The organism is Streptomyces sp. NPDC001068, from assembly GCF_042897315.1.
Taxonomy (GTDB): Bacteria; Actinomycetota; Actinomycetes; order Streptomycetales; family Streptomycetaceae; genus Streptomyces.
On sequence record NZ_JBIAYD010000011.1, the window covers coordinates 80554 to 97883 of the forward strand.

Here is a 17330-nt window from a genome sequence, read left to right on the forward strand (position 1 = left end):
CCGCACCCGCGGGGATGTTCCCTCGGTCACGGCCGGAACCATCGCAGCGAACGCCTGCTCCCCGCACCCGCGGGGATGTTCCCACACTGCTGTCCACGGGCAAGCTGACGGGCGCCTGCTCCCCGCACCCGCGGGGATGTTCCCCTCAGGAGCCCGCGCCATGGCCCGCTACGTCACTGCTCCCCGCACCCGCGGGGATGTTCCCTCGTCGGCCGACGCCGGGACTCCGGGGACCGACTGCTCCCCGCACCCGCGGGGATGTTCCCGCCACCGAGACCCTGAGCAAGGGCATGGAGGTCTGCTCCCCGCACCCGCGGTGATGTTCCCGCGAACGCGATCACGGTGCCGCCGATGCGGCGCTGCTCCCCGCACCCGCGGGGATGTTCCCAAGTAGTCGAAAAATCCACCACTTAGGGGTACCTGCTCCCCGCACCCGCGGGGATGTTCCACTCGGGCCCGCCTCGACCTGGTCCGTGGCCGACTGCTCCCCGCACCCGCGGGGATGTTCCCAGCAACCAGCGTCTCCACCGACACGAGCAGGCCTGCTCCCCGCACCCGCGGGGATGTTCCCACGACGTCCACGCCATCGTAAGAACCCGTGGGCTGCTCCCCGCACCCGCGGGGATGTTCCCGAGCGCTTCCTGAGGAAGCTGGTCGGCCCCGGCTGCTCCCCGCACCCGCGGGGATGTTCCCTCCACCGCCGCGACGTCCGCGACGAGCAGCCCGCTGCTCCCCGCACCCGCGGGGATGTTCCAGCACGAGGCGACGATCCGGAGGTTGCAGGCCTGCTCCCCGCACCCGCGGGGATGTTCCCGCCATGCCCGTCTACCGCGCCGCCAGCCAGCGCTGCTCCCCGCACCCGCGGGGATGTTCCCGACAGGATCGCCGAAATCGAGCACCTCTACCTCTGCTCCCCGCACCCGCGGGGATGTTCCCTCCACCCTCGCCGAGCTGGTCGCCGTCCAGGCCTGCTCCCCGCACCCGCGGGGATGTTCCCGTGAACGTGGACGTGTCGGCCTTGTCCGAGCCCTGCTCCCCGCACCCGCGGGGATGTTCCCTCCGGGTTCTGGCTCCCCCGTTCCAGCCGGATCTGCTCCCTGCACCCGCGGGGATGTTCCCTTCACCGGCTGAGAGGGGGCTCGGATGCCGTACTGCTCCCCGCACCCGCGGGGATGTTCCCCGTGTACGGGCCTCCGGCCTGATGGTCTCCCGCTGCTCCCCGCACCCGCGGGGATGTTCCCGTCGCGGCGTCCAGGTGCATCGGGAAGTGGTTCTGCTCCCCGCACCCGCGGGGATGTTCCCCAGGTCGTCCCGCCGATGGTCCCGAAGTGCTCCTGCTCCCCGCACCCGCGGGGATGTTCCCCGGACTCGTCCAGTCAGCAGGTAGCCGGTCGACTGCTCCCCGCACCCGCGGGGATGTTCCACTGTTCGGTGCGCAAAATCCCCGTCGCCACCGACTGCTCCCCGCACCCGCGGGGATGTTCCCCTGACCACCCAGCCGCTCCAGGTGCTGTGGCCCTGCTCCCCGTACCCGCGGGGATGTTCCCGAGGGCGCCCCGCGCGCCGGAACAGGGTGGTGCTGCTCCCCGCACCCGCGGGGATGTTCCCATGAACACCTGCGGGTCTTCCCAATGCATGATCTGCTCCCCGCACCCGGGGGGATGTTCCCGCCCTAGGAACCGACGTGAACGGACACGCCGCCTGCTCCCCGCACCCGCGGGCATGTTCCCGTGCACGTCAGAGCACTGGTTTAGTCCATTCCCTGCTCCCCGCACCCGCGGGGATGTTCCCGTGTCCGGCCTGGACTTCGTGTTCATCAAGGCCTGCTCCCCGCACCCGCGGAGATGTTCCCCAGTCGAACCGCCGGTACATGTAGATCACGGCCTGCTCCCCGCACCCGCGGGGATGTTCCCAACGGTGGGGCCGCGTTCCTGAGCTCCATGCGCTGCTCCCCGCACCCGCGGGGATGTTCCCGAGGCGATGAGGCCGGTGACCGCCGCCCTGCGCTGCTCCCCGCACCCGCGGGGATGTTCCCTGGGCGCAGTCCCGCAGGTTTCGGTACTCGATCTGCTCCCCGCACTCGCGGGGATGTTCCCGAGATTGAGGCCCTGGCCATCATCCTTGGTCACTGCTCCCTGCACCCGCAGGGATGTTCCCAGCTTCGTGGCCACCGCCTTGGCGGTGGCCGGCTGCTTCCCGCACCCGCGGGGATGTTCCCTGGACCATGCGCAGCCGGGTTTTCCAGGGCGCCTGCTCCCCGCACCGGCGGGGATGTTCCCGCCGTCATCGAACTGTCGAAGGCGGGCACCCTCTGCTCCCCATGCCCGCGGGGATGGTCCCTCGCCGGGCTCACGGCCGAGCGGGTCCGTCTCCTGCTCCCCGCACCCGCGGGGATGTTCCCGCATCCTAGGGCGGGATCCTGCTCAAGGAAGGCTGCTCCCCGCACCCGCAGGGATGTTCCCGGCGAACCCGGATTCTGGAACTCCAGCCTGACCTGCTCCCCGCACCCGCGGGGATGTTCCCACCCCCGAGACGACGGACAGGTGCTGGTTGATCTGCTCCCCGCACCCGCGGGGATGTTCCCTACCGCGATCACCCTGACCGCCCGCCGGTTCCTCTGCTCCCCGCACCCGCGGGGATGTCCCCGGCCTCTTGAACATCACCCCCAGCGGTGATGATGGGCCAGCGCGAGTCAGCGACCCTGGCCGACAACGGTCTTGGTAGCGGGCAAGCCCTGGGTGGTGGGGCGGGCGTACCGGGCAGCAGCACGGGACGGTCGCCCTTCACGCTGTCCGCTGGGCGCGTGCAGCCTGTTGGATGTCAAGTGGTCCGCGAACAGGCTCATGGCGACGGCGTCGCCCCGGTCCGGGGAGCGACCCAGGCGGGCGGTCACTTCGTCTTTCGGCTCCACCTTGATCTTGGGCGGGACGCCGGTGGTGATGTCCCACGTGGGCGTGGTCAGGTCGGCCACCAGCATGTCGTCCGGCGGGAGCGCGAGCTCGGCGCCGAACGCCGGGTCCAGCAGCTCCCGCACCTTCCAATAGGCGGCAGAGCGCACGTTGAAGAATCCCCACTCCCGGTCCCGGGTGCGCAACTTGCTCTTGGCCGCCCCGGTGTAGGCAAGCACCGGAGCACCCAGCTCCCGGAGACGGTCCACGACACCGCCGCCGACACCGATGGAATCCACCACCGCGGCGGCGCCGTCCTCCTCACCCAGGGCAGCCTGCACGCGGGCAGTGGTCTGCATGGTGTCCTCGCGATCGTGGGTCTCCAAGGAGGCAACGAGGAAGCCGCGGCGGTGGCACAACACGGTGGAGTCCCCGCCGGTACGGGCGACATCCACACCGAGGACACGGCGGCCGGGCGCGTCGGGGCGGCCGGCCTGGTCCCACTCGTGCCAGCGCTCGATGGCGGCCTCTACCCAGGCCAGGGGGATGACGCTGTCCTCGTCGCTGGCGTGGAAGTCGCCCAGGACGCGGTTGGCGTACATGGCGGAGTCCCGGCCCCACTGGCGGGCGCGCTGCTCGGCCCAGTCCGGGCTGATGCGGCCGGCGGCCACGGCCTCTTCCAGGGTGACGTGGCGGGTGTGCCAGTCCTCCAGGCCCGGGGCGTGCTTGTGGATCTCGTAGAAGCGTCCGGCGGGCGGGCCGGGGGTGGAGATGGCCAGGGCGAACGCCTCGGGCAGGCCGTCCATGCGGCCGCCGGAGAACGCGCCCTCGATGGCGTCCCAGGTGCCGTCCGGCACCACCTTGGCTTCATCGATCAGGTAGAACAGGCTGTCCGCGTGGGCGCCCTCGATCAGCTCCGCCTTGTTGGACGCCACCGGGGACGCGGCGCCGTGGACCAGCTTGAGGTTGAGGCGGAGCAGCTCCGTCAACTCGCTGAATGGTTCACGGCCCAAGACGTCCCAGCGGATGCGCCGTCCCCACTTGTGGATCTCAGGCCACAAATAAACTGTGAGATGGCGCCACGCGGACGCGGTCGTAAGGACCTTCCAGTCGTAGCCGGCCGCCTCCCTCGTGGTGGCAAACCACAGCACCCCCAGAGAGGCCACGCCGGTCTTACCCAAGCCGTGGGGCCCACGGGCGGCCACGCGGCGGTACCGGGCCAGGGCGCCCAGGATGTCGTCCTGGTAGAACGTCAGGCCGCCGTCCTCGCCCCAGTCGATGACCTCCCGCGCCCAGGCAGCGGGCCGGTAAAGGTACCGCTCGGCGGCCTGCATGCGCCGCTCCAGGCGGGCGAGGTGGGGCCGCCAGGCGGGGGGCGCCTTGCGGGCCAGCTCCAGGCGCTGCGCCCGCGTCATGCGCCGGTAGGCCGCCTCGGCTTCAGGCGTCAGCACCGACCGCCTCCGGATCCTCGTCGCCGTCCGGGGTCGCGCGGATGAGCGTCAGCAGGTCCTCCGCCGTGATCTGCCCGGTGACGTCCAGGTCCAGCTTGTCCGGCTCGGCCAGGCCCCACAGCTTGACGATGCGGTCCACCAGCCGGGCCGCCGTCTCTACCGCCTTCAAGTCGCCCTTGAGGGCCTTGGGCCACACGGCCGCCAGCAGCCGCTGGTACCGCAGTGCCTGCGTCTCCCGGAGCTGGGAGGCCTGGGCCTTGAGGTCGGTGAGGTTGGCGGACAGGGCGCGGTCCACGTCGGTGTGGGCCGCGCCGCGGCTGGCGTAGCCGAGCCGGTCGGCGATGGTGTCGTAGTCCACCCCGGCCAGCACCATGGCGATGGCCTTGGACCGGCGCTCGGCGACCTGGGCGCGCTTGGCCTTGCTCGCGCTCATCGAGGGCCCTCCGTTCGCATGTGCCTATTGGTTCGCATATCGGCGGGTCAGCCGGACATGAGGTGGTGCAGCTCGGTGCGCGCCTGGTGGCTGTCCAGGAAGATCCCGGCGTATGAGGTGGTGACCATGACGGCGCCGGGCTTGCGGGCGCCTCGGTGGGCCAGGCAGCCGTGTTCAGACCGGATGATGCACGCGGCACCGAGCGGCACCAGGTGCTTGACCAGGGCGTCGGTCACCTGGCGGGTGAGGTCTTCCTGGGTCTGGAGGCGGCGGGCGTACACGTCCAGGACGCGGGGGAGCTTGGACAGGCCGGCGACGGGCTGGCCCTGGCTGGGCACGTATGCGATGTCGGCGTGGCCGTGGAAGGGCAGCAGGTGGTGGGCGCACAGGCTGGTGAAGGGCACGCCGGTGACGATGATCGGCGTGCCGGAGTGCTGGGCCGGGAACGTCCGGGTGAGGTGAACGGCCGGGTCCTCGTCGTAGCCGGCGGTGAACTCATTCAAGGCGGCCAGCACGCGCTGCGGGGTGTCGGTGAGGTCCGGGGCGTCCGCGTCCAGGCCTCGGGCCTCCAGCCAGGCGCGGACGCCGGCCTTGAAGGCGACGGCACCCGGGAGCGGGTCCCTGGGGTAGGCGGGAGCGGAACTTGTGGTGGTCGTCATGATCAGCGGCCTTTCTCGTCGCCCCAGCACAGAACATGCAGGCGCGTGGACAGGTTGAATCCGGCGGCGATGGCCGGGTCGGCGAGCTCGCCGAGGCGGCGGGTGATGGTGGCCGCGTCGGTGCCCTCGGGCATGATCCAGACGCGCCCAGGGTCCAAGGCGTGGGCGGCCGTGAACGCTTGCACCTCCTGCACGTCGGCCAGGTCGCGGCAGACGAACTTGAAGCAGGCTTTCCGGTTGTCATGCAGGGCGTAGAGGGCGCTGGGCACGATGCGCTTGGCGGCCGGGTCGCCGGCGTGGGCGAGCTTGGGCGACACGTTGAACCGGGTCACCCAGCGCGCCGTGTGATCGGTGGGCGTCTGGGTGCCGTTGGTCTCCACCTCGATCTCCGCCCCGGCGAGGATGAGCGAGCCGAGGAGCGCCCGCCACCCGTCCTGGTGCTGGTGGAGCAGCGGCTCCCCACCCGTGATCACCACCATTGGCGGGTCGCCGTCCAGCGCCCGCGTGACGATCTCGGCCACGGGCGTGCGGGTGAGGGTCTGGCGAAGGTCGAAGCGGCGGGCGTCCCACGTCTCGGGGGTGTCGCAAAAGCCACAGCTCAGGTTGCAGCCGCCCAAGCGGATGAACGAGCAGCGGCGACCGGCGGACGGTCCTTCTCCCTGGACGGTGACGCCGAACGCCTCCGCGAGGACGAGGGTGTCGGTGGGGTCCACGTCCAGGGCGGTCATGCGGCGGCCCCGTTGGGGTCGGCCTGCTCCCAGGTGGCGCCGTTGACGTGGGTCTCTGTGACGTGGACGCGGGAGACGTGCGCGCCGGATGCATGCTCCAGGTCGAACAGGATGTCGCCGGCGACTTGGGCGAGCAGCTCGGCGGTGGCTTCCACGGTGGGCCAGCTGGTCACCTCGTACACCTTGGAGCCGTGGGCGCGGAGGACGGGCAGGAGGGCGTCCTTGGAGCCGAGCATGGCGCCGTGGTCCAGGTACTGGTCGATCCAGGCGCGCAGTTCCTTCTTGAAGGCGCCGAACTCCACGACCAGGCCGGTGGTGGACAGGTCCGGTGCGGCGACGGTGACCTCCGCCCACCAGGAGTGGCCGTGCAGGCTGGTGCACTTGCCGGGCAGGTGGGGCAGGCGGTGGGCCGTTTCGAAATTGTGCTTAACCGTCACGAGGTGACTCATTGAATTGGTCTCCTAACTGTCCGTCACGATATTGTTGACGGCATGCCGAACAAGGGAGGCGCGGTTACCGCGCTCGCTGAAGCGCGCCGTGGTCGCACGGCGGATGAGTGTTGGGCCTGGCCCCGCTACGTCATGAAGGCGACGGGATACGGCCAGGGGACCTACCAGGGGGTGTTGTGGCTGGCCCACCGCCTGGCTTGGACGCTCACCAACGGCGAGATCCCGGACGGGGCGGTGATTGACCACGAGTGCCACACGCGCGTACGGGCGACGTGCAAGGCCGGGCCGAGCTGTCCGCACCGTCGGTGTGTGAACCCGGCCCACATGCGCCTGGTGACCCGGACTGGCAACGCGATGGCGGGGAACGCCCCGCACGCCGAGAACGCGCGCAAGACGCACTGCAAGCACGGTCACCCGCTCAGTGGGGACAACGTGCGTATGGTCACCAAGCCTGGGCGCGCACCGTTCCGGGAGTGCGTGACGTGCCGTCGGTCGCGCAACCGGGACTCTTACGAGCGGAACGACGAGAAGGCCAAGCAACGTGAGCGGTACGCCCGCCGCAAGGCCCAGGAGCGGGGTCAAGAGGCGCCCCCGTCCGGCGAGTAGGGGCGGGCGACGGTGTAGCGGGTGGTGCCGGTGTCGTGGCCGATCTGGTCCCGGACGCCGATGACGTCCAGGTGGACGGCCCGGAGCCTGTAGTTGCCGCCCCACCGCTCCCACGCGGGGTCCCGGTAGCCGTCCAGGTGAGCGAACAGGCGGTCGGCGATGTCCTCGTTGGTGGCGTCCTTGAACACGGCCCGGGTCAGGGCGTGGATGTAGCGCTCCAGGGCGGCGTTGGTGTCGGCGAACGAGGGGTAGCCGTGGCGGCCGAGGGTGTCGTAGACGACGGTGACGGCGCCGGTGTGGGAGTGGGCGCGCAGGTTCATGGCCCGGTTGACGTTGGTGAAGAACACGGCGATGGGGCCGACCGTGACGGTGCGGTCCAGGACTGTGGCCGGCCTGTCGGCGGCCTCCTGTTGGTCCCGCCACTCCTGCTCGCCCAGGAGGCGGTTGCGGCGGTCCAGTTCCGCGTCCAGGTCGGCGAGGCGGCGTTCCTCGCAGGCGTCCTCTTCCTCCCTGGTCGCGTGGTTGATCTCGCACAGGGGCGGGCTCGGGGTGTCGGTCATGCTCGTGCTTCCTGCTGGAGGGCGTGGACGCCGGCGACTGCTCGGCGCAGGTTGGTGGTGGTGGACTCCGCCAGGTACAGGTGGAGGCCGGGCGCGGCCTGGGCGCCGTTGCGGGTCACGGGGTTGTGTGGCCCGGGCGGGATGGGCACGGGGCCGTGGCGGGCGCGGATGTACGCCTCGTAGCGGCGCCAGGCGACCGCCGCGGTGACGGCGGCGGCGATGTTGTCCTGTGTGGCCTTGGACGCGAACGCGAGCGGGTCCGCGTGGTGGGCGCGGATGAGGTCCCGGTGCCGGAGCAGGGCCGGGCGGTCGCGCTGCTGGACCGTGGTCCACCGGCCGGTGCGGTCGTCGAACAGCTTGATGATCCCGAACCGGAACCCGGAGCCCCAGGTGGAGGAGTCCACCGAGTGGAACGGGAACTCCCGCAGTGCCCGGTCCACGGTGAGGCCGAACCCGTGGAAGACGGCCCGGCCGTCAGCGATCCGGAACACCTTGTCCAGCCAGGCGAGGACGTCGGTGAGGGGGTTGCCGAGGAGCTTGCCGAGCGCGATGTACGTGTAGCCCTGGTCGATGTACCGCTCCAGGAAGTGCCAGGGCTCCCCCGTGTGGAAGACGGGGATCGGCTCCAGGCCGCGGGCTTCCAGCTCCTTCTGGTTGCGCCAGGTGGCCTCCGGGGCGCCGATGACGTCCAGGTTGGCGTACAGGGTGAGCCGGTGATCGTGCTGGTGGCACCACGCGGCGTAGTCCTGGACGGTGAGGGTGATCCCGAGGGTGCGCGCGGAGTGCGCCCCGGAGTCCCCGAACACCTGGGCCGGGCCGGCGTGCAGCTCCCCCAGGAAGCTGGTGAAGATCGGCGTGCGGAAGTAGGCGTATGAGCAGAGGGCCTTGAACGGCTGCGGCTGGGTCATGAGGCGTGCGCCCGTGCTGCTGCCCGGACGCCGTGGACGGCGCGGGTGAGGACGGTCTGGTTGGCGGCGGCCAGGTACACGTGGATGCCGGGCGTGCTGGGGGCGCCGTGGCGTGTGATCGGGTTGTGGGGGCCGTCCGGCAGCCGGATCAGGCCGTGCCGGGTACGGAGGTCGGCCTCCGCGCGGTGGTAGGACTGGGCGATCGCCGCGGTGAACTCCTGGCGGCGGGCGGTGAAGTGGGCGCGGTTGGCGAGGACGCGTGGGTCAAGGCCGTAGGAGCGGATCAGGTCCCGGTTGCGCAGGACGGCGCTCTTGTCCCGGAGCAGGAACCGGGACCAGCTGCCCGTCCGGTCGTCGTAGAGGGTGGCGACGCCGAAGCGCTCGCCCTCCAGCCACTTGGAGGAGTCCACGGAGTAGAACGGCAGGCGCCGCAGCACGTCCCAGACGGTCATGCCGAACCCGTGGAAGACGGCGCGGCCCTCGGCGATCCGGAACGCCGTGTCCAGCCAGGCGAGGACGTCGGTGAGGGGGTTGCCGAGGAGCTTGCCGAGGGCGATGTAGGTGTGGCCCTGATCCAGGTAGCGCTCCAGGAAGTGCCAGGGCTCCCCGGTGTGGAAGACGGGGATGGGGTGCAGGCCGCGGGCTTCCAGCTCCTTCTGGTTGCGCCAGGTGGCCTCCGGGGCGCCGATGACGTCCAGGTTGGCGTACAGGGTCAGCTGGTTGTCCCAGCGGTGGCACCACGCGGCGTAGTCCTGGACGGTGAGGGTGAGGCCGAGGGTGCGCGCGGAGTGGGCGCCGGAGTCCCCGAACACCTGGGCCGGGCCGGCGTGCAGCTCCCCCAGGAGTTCCCCGAAGGACGGGCGGCGGAAGTAGGCGAACGAGCACAGCGCCTTGAAGGCCGCGGTCATGCCGCCGCCTTGGCACGGCCGGCCTCGACCTCGTCCAGCAGGCCGAGGAGCTTGGCGGTGTCGTCGTCGCCGTGGTGGGCGTCCAGGGCGGCGCGCCACCGGTCGAACACGGCGTGGGGCACGCGCAGCTGAATGACCGGGTTGAACACCTCCGGGTTGCCGGTGTCCAGGTCGCCGTCTGCCAGGGCCTTGGTGTGGTGGCTGTCGTCCTTGGGCTCCTCGTCCGGCAGGGCGAGCAGGGCGGTGATGTCCTGGACGTCCTGGTCGCTGTAGCCGGTGCCGTCGACGTCGCCGAGGGTGCCGAGCAGCTCGGCGAGACCGGCGTAGTCGTAGGTGCCGAGGTCGGAGGTGCGGTTGTCGGCCAGGTTGATGCGCAGCGCGGTCCTGTCGTCGCACTCCACCACATCGCAGCGCGCGGCCGCGGTCCAGGCCGGATCGTTGCGGCAGACGCCGCAGCGTTCGGTGCCGCAGTCGCCGCGGCCGTGCTCGGCGAGCGCCTGGCGGGTGTGGTTACCGGCGAGCACCACGAGGGTGCCGTCCGGCTTCTGGCGGACGACCAGGCCGCGGTACTGCCCGTTCTTGCGGAGGCTGGCCAGGATGGCGGGCACGTCGCCGCGCTTGGCGTTGCCGGGGTACGGGGTGAGCTGGTCGACGGGGATGGTGGCGGTACGCAGGTAAGAGGCGGAGGTCACGTGGGGGAGTCCTCTCGGGTCGGTCGGGTGAGTTCCAGGAGCCAGGCGAGGCGGGCGCCGTCGTCGGCTGAGCGGGGGCAGGCGGCGGTGGCGGCGTAGAATTCGTCCCGTACGGCCGGGGGGATGCGCAGGCGGAGCACGGGCCACAGGCCACTCCCCTGCTCCGGGCCGCCGGCGACGTCGTCGGCCGGGGTGCCTGCGGGCTGCTCGGTGGACGGGCGGTCGCCGTAGTCCTCGCGGGGGGTGTAGGTGTCGGCCAGTTCCTCCAGGGTGGGCGGTGGGGCGAGCAGGCGGTCGACGTCGGCGTCGGTGTAGCCGGTGCCGTCCAGGTCGGGCAGGTAGGAGAGGAGTTCGACCAGGCCGTCCAGGTCCCAGTCGCCTTTCTCGGCGGCCCGGTTGTCCACGAGGTTGATGCGGCGGGCGGTGTCGTCGTCGCAGTCCACGACCTCCACGCGGGCGGCCGGCGTCCAGGGCGCGCCGTGGCAGACCGCGCAGCCGTCCGGGCGGGAGCTGGTGGGGCAGGGGCCGCGGCCGTGGAGGGCGAGCGCCAGCATCGTGTGGTTACCGGCGAGCACCACCAGGCCGTCCGGCGTCTGCCGGGCGATCAGGGAGCGGTACTGGCCGCTGGTGCGCAGGCTCTCCAGGATCAGGCGGACGTCTCCCCGGCGGGCGTTGCCCGGGTAGAGGCTCAAGGCCTCCAGCGGCACGTCCTGCGTGCACACGTACGTCGCCTGTGACATGGGCTTATCCCCTGCTCGGTGTCCTGGGCGACGGAGAAGGATAAGCGGAGGCGCAAGTTCCGCCCTTGTGCCTCGTGACGTCCCGTACCGGGGGGCTGAAGTGGGTAGTCCCCGCTGGGTGGATGACCCAGAATGCGGTGGGTGGGCGACTGGATAGCGGCCGTGTTCGGTCTGGTGGGGGCGGTAGTTGGTGCCGGCGCGGCGGTGTGGGGCGCCAACCGGGCAGCGAGGATGAGCGCGAACCTGCTGGTCGTACAGCTACGCGCGGAGGACCAGCGATGGCAGCGAGACCAGCGACAGGCCGCCTATCAGGCGATGCTGGATGCTGACCGTCGGCTGACTGATGCCTGTGCAGTCGCTGTACGCAACCGCGGCGATGCGCCACCAGTGGTCTTCGACGAGATGTCCGCCGCGGCCGAGGAGGCTCGGGAGGCGGCACGACGGCTTGAGATTCCAGGGCCGCAGAGCGTCGTGGACGCCGCCACACACCTTCTGGTCGCGGAGAACCTCCTGCTGTCCATGCAGCCCGTCCAGGCACGCGATCTCCAGCGGTGGAGGGAAACTCTTCGAGCGCACGGGGCCGTTGCTGCTGCGTTCCGCCAAGCGGCACGTAGCGCCTTGGGCTACGTCGACCCTGAAGTGCCTGCCTTGCCGCCTACCGGTGGCGCCACCTGAGGCGATCCGCGCTGGGCGCGGCGGGCGTCCTGCTCGGCCTGCCAGGCCCGGAACGTCCGCCCGTTCATGCGTCGGCGGAATGCCGGGATGTTGTTGGAGGGGATGCCCACGGGGGCGGGGCCGAGGACGGCGAGGAGGTCGCTGGAGTCCTGGGAGTGCCAGCCGTCCGCGCGGATGGCGGCCTCGTCCGGGTAGACGTCGGCGACGCGGTCCCTGGTCGGGTCCAGGAGGTGGTCCTCCCGGCCGCCGTAGCTGTACACCCAGCGGAAGTTGCGGGGCGGGTTGGGCACCACCATGCGCTTTACCCGCGTGACCTCCTTCGTGTACGCGTAGAAGTTCACGCCGGGCCGGAAGATCATGATGCGGAGCCAGGCGGCCAGGTAGTGGTCACTGAAGAAGTCGCCGGCGTCGTGGATGCGCACCCACCCGCCCTGGTGGCGTGGGTGGGCGAGCTCGGCGGCCATCTGGCGTTGCCAGCCGCCCAGGTCGTCCAGGACGTACTCCAGGTTGCGCTGGTGGCGGTCGACGACGCCGGGGAACAGGTAGGTGCCGTTCCTGGCGTAGCAGGCGAGGGCGCAGACGCCGGCGGCCGGGCAGGTCTTGACGGTGCGTCCGTCGCGGAGGCGTGTGGCCAGGGCGGGGATGGTCCAGTTCCAGATGCCTTCGTCGCGCAGCTCGCTGTTCTGGGTCAGCAGCCGCTCAGGGCGGCGCAGGCGGCGCCGCCGGGGCGGGGCGAGGTCGACGGCCGTGCTCATGACTCGGGGGCTCCTGCGGCGCACAGCAGGGCCTTGACGGTGACCACGCCGTCGTGGGCGTGCCGGGAGTCCAGGACGGCCACGAGGGTGCGGAGCGCGCGGAGCACGATGATCGCGGCGTCCTCGGCGGGGAACAGCTCGCGAGCGGCGAGGACCAGGCGGGCCGCCTCGTCGCGGTCGGCGGCCGGGTAGGTCAGGAGCATGGAGCGGGTGCCGTCCGGCAGGGGCGGCGCCACTGTGCCCGGCGCGGGTCCCTCGGGGATGGTGTCGCCGCTGGCCGGCGCGGCGCTCGAGGTGGCCGGCTGCGCCGGTTCGGTGGTCCCGGCCGGGGTGGGCTGCTTGGCGGCGGGCTCCTCCGGCTCCTCTTCATACGCCTCCTCGATGGCGGCCACCAGCTTGTCCAGGTCGGCGTCGGTGTAGCCGGTACCGTCCAGGTCGCCGTCAAGGCCTGCGATCAGTTCCGCCAGGGCTTCCTGGTCCCAGCCGCCCAGCTCGGCGGACCGGTTGTCCACCAGGTTGATGCGGGTGGCGGTGGGGTCGTCGCAGGTGACGATCTCGCACCGGGCAACCGGCGTCCACTCCTGCCCGTCGCACAGGGCGCAGGGAAGTTCCCCGTCGTCGGTGGTGGTGGTGAGGCCGCAGGGGCCAGGGCCGTGGGCCAGCAAGGCCTGGAGGGTGTGATTACCGGCGAGCACCACCAGGCCGTCGCCGGTGTCCCGGACGATGAGGCTGCGGAACTGGCCGGTGCGGACGAGGCTCTGCAGGATGACGGCGGGGTCGCCGCGGCGGGCGTTGCCGGGGAACGGGCGGAGGTCGCCGAGGGCGACGTCTTCGGTGCGCTCGTAGGTGGCCTGACTCATGGGCGTTGTCCCTGCTCGGGGGCTGCTTGGGCAGCGGAGCAGGGTACGCCGGTCGGCGAGCAGGGCCCTGGGGACGACGAGGGCCCGCCTCGGCGGTGCCGGGCGGGCCCAGGGGCAGGGTCAGGGGCGGCGCAGGCCCTCGTGGCCGTGCTCCGTGCCGCGCCTGTCCATGATCGCCAGAGCTTCCTGGAGGCGGGGCGGCATGCCTGTGCGGCTCGGCGCGTGCGCGGTGGCCACCGCCAGGGTGTGGTCCTTGAGGACGGTGGGGAGCTGGTCCCAGTTGGCTGCCAGGTAGTTGAGGAGTTCGGCCAAAGGCCGCTCCGGGGAGGCCGGGTCGGCGCCGCAGAGCATCAGGTCCGCGACGAATGCGACGTCGGCGGCAGGGGTGGTGTTCCTCATTGGGGTTCCGTTCTGCAGGCGGGCGGGGCGGTCAGTGCTGGGGCTGGGCGTCCCACAGGTGGACGCGGTCGCGGGTGCGCAGGGGCGCGTCGGCGGGGCCCTTGATGTGGCCTGGCACGATCCGGTCCTCGTGGGAGCAGCCGCCGTCCGCGTGGGCGCGGGTGTTCAGGCAGGTGTTGCGGCGATACGGGGCGACGGGCCAGCGGCATGACCACTGGGGTTCACGGCGGCCGGTGCTGCTGGCGGCGTCCTGGTCGGCCTGGCGGCGGCTCGGCCGGTGGCTGCTGTGCACCTTGACGATCCGCACGTCGCCGCTGCCGGTGATCTCCTGCCGGGCGTCACGCCTGGCCCCGGACTTGGAGCGGGGCGCCGTCTCGGTCTCGGTCCACGGGTTGCCCTGCTGGCTCATCAGCTGCCACGCGGTGTACACGACGGACGCCCAGGCGCCGTTGGTGTCCGGCCGTGGCTCCTCGAACCGGCCGCCCTCTTTCATCAGCATCTCGTTGTCCCAGGCGAGGACGGGCCCGGTGGTGCGGCGGCGATTGGAGATCTGGCCGGCGGTCATGCTGGAGCCGTCCCAGTGGCTGCCGATCGTGGTGCCGGGGTCCAGGTGATCGAAGATGCCGCGCGGGCTGTAGAAGGTGACCCAGAGGCCGTTGAAGGTGTCCGGGATGAGCGCGGACCGGCCGCCGCTCTTGTAGAGCCAGCGCACGCGGTGGGTGTTGCTGCCGGTGAGCCGGACGGAGCCGGGGTGCCAGGGCGACCAGGAGGCGGCGACGATGGGCGTGGTCACCTTGGCGGTGGCGCCGGGCCGGTGGGCGAGGGTTCCGGCGAGGACCTGCCCGGCGTCCTGCTCGTATCCGCCGATGGGTTCGGCGAACACGATCAGGCCGCAGCGGCTCGGCGGGCGCTCCAGGCTGACGGGTTCCGTGGGCACGGTGGTGGAGGCGGCCAGCGCGAGGGCCGTCATGCCCTCGGTCGCGTAGTACAGATCGGCGGCGGCCAGGCGGCGGATCTCGCTCTGGTGGAGTACCTCGGCGCCGATGGAGCCGACCGAGGCGGGCATGCCGGGGACCATCGGCAGCAGCGTGCAGTGTCCGGCGTGGATCGCCTCGCTCATCACGCGCTTGGCGCCCAGGGTGTCCAGGTACTCGATCATGCTTGCGCGCCAGTCGGGCAGCTTCCGGGGGTCGGGCGGGGTCCAACGGGTCGTCATTTCGCGCTCCTTGGCGGCGTGGTGTCCGTGTGGGTCAACGAGTGGGCGGCACGGCCGCACGGGGGCGGACAGCGTCCGTGTGGCTGTCCGGACACGGGGCGGGGGTGTCCGCCCCGGTGTCCGGCAGGCCGGTGTCCGTGCTGGCCCGTGGTGTCAGGACACGTCCGGCCGGTGGCGTCCGAACGTGTCCGGCGGGTCAGGTGGCGGGCGCCTCGGCGGGGGCCTGCTCGGCGTCCTCGACGTGGCCGCAGCGCAGCGCCCGGACTTCCTCCCACCCGTACTTGTCGGTCCAGGAGTAGCCGGTGGTGACGCTCACGGTCTTGGCGTTCGCCCGGGCCACCTGGCGCCACTGGCCGCGGATCATCACCAGGTCGTTCTTGTGGACGTTGTCGCGGCCGTACTGGCCGAACCGGCCTTCCTCGCGGGCCTGGTCCAGGAGTGCCTGGTCGCCCTTGATGCGCTCCAGCAGGGTGGCGCGCTCCCCCTCGTACTGCTCGCGCACGGCGTCGGAGTTGGCGGCCGGGTACAGCTTGAGTCCGGCCAGGCGTCGGTCCAGGCCGCGCAGTTCTGCCTCCATGCGGTCCACGCGCCGCTTGACCACGTCGGGCCGTTCGGCGCGGGCCTCGGCCGCCCGGGAGGCGGCGATGCGGGCGGGCATGACCTCCGCCTGGCGGGCGGCCTGGGCGCCCTTGATGGCGGTGTTGATGGAGCGGTCCAGGAGGTTGCGGTGGGCCCGGCCGCGGGGGCCGGGCATGACCGGCTGGCCCATCGGGATGTGTTCCACCATGGCATTGGAGCGGGCGTGCAGGGCGGCGGACTCGGCAGTGAGGCGCTGGCCCTTGGCGGCCAGCGCGGTGCGGCGGTCCTCCAGGCGCTCGTGGCGGTCGGAGCGCACGGTGTCGTTGTCGCGCACGGTGTCATCCAGGGTCACGGTCACCTCGTGGCCGGCGGCGCGCAGGGCGTCCGCTGCGGCGTTGATGGCCAGGCGGCGGGGGGCCTGGTCTCGGCTGCCCCGGATGCCCCATTGCTTGATGGAGGGGAACCAGCGGAAGCCGTGGGACTTGAGGATGGGGCCGGTGCCGTCGCCGCGCGCGGTGCCGTCGACCAGGGTGCCGTCCGCGTGGGTGTGGGTGATCTCGATCATGTGGGGACGCTCCATGCCTGTGGGGTGGGTGGGGGCGGTCGCCGGGGGCCGCATATCGGGTGCGGCCCCCGGGCTGGTGGCCGGTCAGGTGTTGACGCGGCGGCCGTAGTTGAAGTGGGCCCAGGTGCCGTCTGTGAAGGCCACGCGGATCACGCTCATGCCCTCGTCCACGCCGCGGATGGTGCGGCCTTCGATCTCGCGGCCCACGTACAGGTCGCCGGTGACGGTCAGGGTGCCGTCCACGGTGGTGCGGGTGATCTCGCGCTTCTGCATTTCTGTCCCTTCCGGTCGGGCCTTGCGCCCTCCCTCACGTGATCCATATTGGCAACTCAACATTGCAATGTCAAGTTGCATTCCGGAGGGTCGGGCATGTCGTCCGGGCCGGTGTCCGGGCGTGTCCGCGAGAGGGGCGGCGGACACGTCCGGACACCGTCCGGCCTGCGGTTACAGGTACAGGTCGGCCACCAGGGTGGTGGCGTTGTCCGGCCGTTCGGTGACGGTCCGGGCGGTGGCCAGGGCGTCGTTGACGACCCGGCGGGCCGCCTCGGCGGGGGTGCCGTACAGCAGGTCCGAGAGCTGGTGTCCGGCGTCCTCGTGGGGCTCGTACGCGCCGTCACAGGCGAGCAGCAGGCGCCCGCGTGCGTCGTGGACGGTGGCCGTCTCGACGGCCTTGTGGCCTACGGCGTTCATGACGTCCTGGTCGGTGTCGACGGCGCCGAGGCAGCTGGTGACGGTGTGGCGGTTGCCGCCCTCCGGGAACAGGTCGGTGGGCGGGAAGACCCGGCGCAGGTTGTGGTCCTGGGTGAGGCGGCGGAGGGTGCCGTTCATGAGCCAGTAGGCGCGCACGTCGCCGCTCCAGGCGACGGTCAGGGGCAGGCCGGGGGCCTCGACGGCCACGGCGGCGCAGGCCTTGGGGCCCAGTCCCCACGGGCCCTGGCGGTCCGGTTCGGCGGCGTAGCGGGCGCGCTCGTGGCGCAGGCCGGCCTCCGCGTCATGGAGTCGGGCGGCGGTGCGGGCGAGGCGGCGGGCGGCGGCGCGGGTCCAGTCCCGGACGTACGGCTTGTCACCGATGCCGTCCAGCAGGACATAGGCGCGGACGCCGTTGACGGTGGCCACGGCGGTGGCGTCGCACTGGTTGTCGCGGCCGCCGGTCTTCTGGTGGGTGGCGTAGTTGCGCATGGGTCCTGCTCCGTTCCTGGTGGGTGGTGGGGGCCGGGGGCCGGGCGCATATCGGGTGCGCCCGGCCGGGGGTGAGGTTG

Annotated in this window: 19 protein-coding genes and 1 CRISPR repeat array (1 of these 20 running past the window's edge); of the genes, 1 reads left to right on the forward strand and 18 read right to left on the reverse strand. The window is 71.8% G+C overall.

Annotated elements, in window-relative coordinates; all coding sequences use genetic code 11:
* A CRISPR array of direct repeats spans positions 1 to 2646; the repeat unit is 29 nt; unit sequence CTGCTCCCCGCACCCGCGGGGATGTTCCC; it begins 2148 nt to the left of the window's first position.
* Positions 2647 to 2692: 46 nt separating this feature from the next.
* Genes ACFY3I_RS29240 through ACFY3I_RS29260 form a run of 5 tightly spaced genes read right to left on the reverse strand, consistent with a single transcriptional unit; the run spans position 2693 to position 6596 of the window.
* On the reverse strand, positions 2693 to 4339 hold the full coding sequence (locus ACFY3I_RS29240; protein WP_390863987.1) for a hypothetical protein: 1647 nt from the start codon (positions 4337 to 4339) through the stop codon (positions 2693 to 2695).
* Positions 4326 to 4772 carry a hypothetical protein gene (locus ACFY3I_RS29245; RefSeq protein WP_390863989.1) on the reverse strand — a complete coding sequence of 149 codons (447 nt, stop codon included), beginning with the start codon at positions 4770 to 4772 and terminating at the stop codon, positions 4326 to 4328. Before ACFY3I_RS29245 ends, ACFY3I_RS29240 begins: the two co-directional genes overlap by 14 nt.
* Before the next feature lie 47 nt (positions 4773 to 4819).
* On the reverse strand, positions 4820 to 5431 hold the full coding sequence (folE, locus tag ACFY3I_RS29250) for a GTP cyclohydrolase I (protein WP_390863991.1): 612 nt from the start codon (positions 5429 to 5431) through the stop codon (positions 4820 to 4822).
* A gap of 2 nt (positions 5432 to 5433) precedes the next feature.
* Positions 5434 to 6159: a 7-carboxy-7-deazaguanine synthase QueE gene (locus ACFY3I_RS29255; RefSeq protein ID WP_390863993.1), complete on the reverse strand. Its 726-nt coding sequence runs from the start codon at positions 6157 to 6159 to the stop codon at positions 5434 to 5436.
* Complete coding sequence (locus ACFY3I_RS29260) at positions 6156 to 6596, reverse strand: 6-pyruvoyl tetrahydropterin synthase family protein (protein ID WP_390863995.1); 441 nt, start codon at positions 6594 to 6596, stop codon at positions 6156 to 6158. Before ACFY3I_RS29260 ends, ACFY3I_RS29255 begins: the two co-directional genes overlap by 4 nt.
* 144 nt (positions 6597 to 6740) lie before the next feature.
* Here ACFY3I_RS29260 and ACFY3I_RS29265 point away from each other — a divergent pair, with 144 nt between their 5' ends.
* Positions 6741 to 7214 (forward strand): HNH endonuclease signature motif containing protein, encoded by a 474-nt coding sequence (locus ACFY3I_RS29265; RefSeq protein ID WP_390863997.1) that lies wholly within the window; start codon positions 6741 to 6743, stop codon positions 7212 to 7214.
* Here ACFY3I_RS29265 and ACFY3I_RS29270 read toward each other — a convergent pair.
* From ACFY3I_RS29270 to ACFY3I_RS29330, 13 genes are all read right to left on the reverse strand, one after another.
* Positions 7187 to 7774: a hypothetical protein gene (locus tag ACFY3I_RS29270; RefSeq protein ID WP_390863999.1), complete on the reverse strand. Its 588-nt coding sequence runs from the start codon at positions 7772 to 7774 to the stop codon at positions 7187 to 7189. The two genes, ACFY3I_RS29265 and ACFY3I_RS29270, sit on opposite strands and share 28 nt — an antisense overlap.
* The gene (locus ACFY3I_RS29275; RefSeq protein WP_390864001.1) at positions 7771 to 8682 is read right to left on the reverse strand and encodes a hypothetical protein; all 912 of its coding nucleotides are present in this window, start codon (positions 8680 to 8682) and stop codon (positions 7771 to 7773) included. The genes ACFY3I_RS29270 and ACFY3I_RS29275 overlap by 4 nt, the downstream gene beginning before the upstream one ends.
* Positions 8679 to 9590, reverse strand: coding sequence for a hypothetical protein (locus ACFY3I_RS29280; protein ID WP_390864003.1), 912 nt, complete (start codon positions 9588 to 9590; stop codon positions 8679 to 8681). The genes ACFY3I_RS29275 and ACFY3I_RS29280 overlap by 4 nt, the downstream gene beginning before the upstream one ends.
* Positions 9587 to 10282, reverse strand: a complete 696-nt coding sequence (locus tag ACFY3I_RS29285) for a ParB N-terminal domain-containing protein (protein ID WP_390864005.1) — start codon at positions 10280 to 10282, stop codon at positions 9587 to 9589. The genes ACFY3I_RS29280 and ACFY3I_RS29285 overlap by 4 nt, the downstream gene beginning before the upstream one ends.
* Positions 10279 to 11022: a hypothetical protein gene (locus ACFY3I_RS29290; protein ID WP_390864007.1), complete on the reverse strand. Its 744-nt coding sequence runs from the start codon at positions 11020 to 11022 to the stop codon at positions 10279 to 10281. Before ACFY3I_RS29290 ends, ACFY3I_RS29285 begins: the two co-directional genes overlap by 4 nt.
* Positions 11023 to 11280: 258 nt before the next feature.
* The gene (locus ACFY3I_RS29295; protein WP_390864009.1) at positions 11281 to 11625 is read right to left on the reverse strand and encodes a hypothetical protein; all 345 of its coding nucleotides are present in this window, start codon (positions 11623 to 11625) and stop codon (positions 11281 to 11283) included.
* 20 nt (positions 11626 to 11645) lie between these two features.
* Positions 11646 to 12452: a hypothetical protein gene (locus ACFY3I_RS29300; protein WP_390864011.1), complete on the reverse strand. Its 807-nt coding sequence runs from the start codon at positions 12450 to 12452 to the stop codon at positions 11646 to 11648.
* On the reverse strand, positions 12449 to 13312 hold the full coding sequence (locus tag ACFY3I_RS29305; protein WP_390864013.1) for a hypothetical protein: 864 nt from the start codon (positions 13310 to 13312) through the stop codon (positions 12449 to 12451). Before ACFY3I_RS29305 ends, ACFY3I_RS29300 begins: the two co-directional genes overlap by 4 nt.
* Positions 13313 to 13432: 120 nt before the next feature.
* Positions 13433 to 13711 carry a hypothetical protein gene (locus ACFY3I_RS29310; protein ID WP_390864015.1) on the reverse strand — a complete coding sequence of 93 codons (279 nt, stop codon included), beginning with the start codon at positions 13709 to 13711 and terminating at the stop codon, positions 13433 to 13435.
* Positions 13712 to 13742: 31 nt separating this feature from the next.
* Positions 13743 to 14927, reverse strand: coding sequence for a hypothetical protein (locus ACFY3I_RS29315; protein ID WP_390864017.1), 1185 nt, complete (start codon positions 14925 to 14927; stop codon positions 13743 to 13745).
* 196 nt (positions 14928 to 15123) lie between these two features.
* Positions 15124 to 16071: a DUF3560 domain-containing protein gene (locus ACFY3I_RS29320; protein ID WP_390864019.1), complete on the reverse strand. Its 948-nt coding sequence runs from the start codon at positions 16069 to 16071 to the stop codon at positions 15124 to 15126.
* An 84-nt stretch (positions 16072 to 16155) separates the two neighbouring features.
* Complete coding sequence (locus ACFY3I_RS29325; RefSeq protein ID WP_390864021.1) at positions 16156 to 16344, reverse strand: hypothetical protein; 189 nt, start codon at positions 16342 to 16344, stop codon at positions 16156 to 16158.
* A 171-nt stretch (positions 16345 to 16515) separates the two neighbouring features.
* Complete coding sequence (locus tag ACFY3I_RS29330; RefSeq protein WP_390864023.1) at positions 16516 to 17250, reverse strand: mucin-2; 735 nt, start codon at positions 17248 to 17250, stop codon at positions 16516 to 16518.
* Positions 17251 to 17330: the final 80 nt, after the last annotated feature.